This is a genomic window from Achromobacter sp. SIMBA_011, assembly GCF_046535435.1.
Classification (GTDB): domain Bacteria; phylum Pseudomonadota; class Gammaproteobacteria; order Burkholderiales; family Burkholderiaceae_B; genus Achromobacter; species Achromobacter dolens.
In genome coordinates this window covers 1-262 of record NZ_JAWRWN010000671.1, presented here as the reverse complement: position 1 = coordinate 262, position 262 = coordinate 1, and the positions used below count along the sequence as shown (strand labels likewise).

The following is a 262-nucleotide window of genomic DNA, read 5'->3' as shown; positions in this document are numbered from 1 at the left end:
AGGCTTCCCCCAGCAGATCGAGTACGCTGATGCCCGCGTCGTCCGCGCGACACTCGGCAACTTCATCACCAGCTTGAAGTCGATCACCCCCGACGCGGTGGTACAGAAGCAATATATCGACCGGACCTATGCGCTGCTCAGGACGTCCGATCCCTCGACCCAGAAAATCAATGCCTGGTTTCGCGGCAACTCGCCGTTTGAAAAGGCAAAGACATCGACCGTCGCCATTGAGGTCAACAACATCGTGGCGCTGTCTAACCAG

General features: G+C 57.6%; 1 pseudogene. It reads left to right on the top strand.

Features of this window, described 5'->3' with window-relative positions:
* A pseudogene (locus tag SB816_RS32655) lies at positions 1–262 on the top strand (hypothetical protein); the annotation flags it as partial.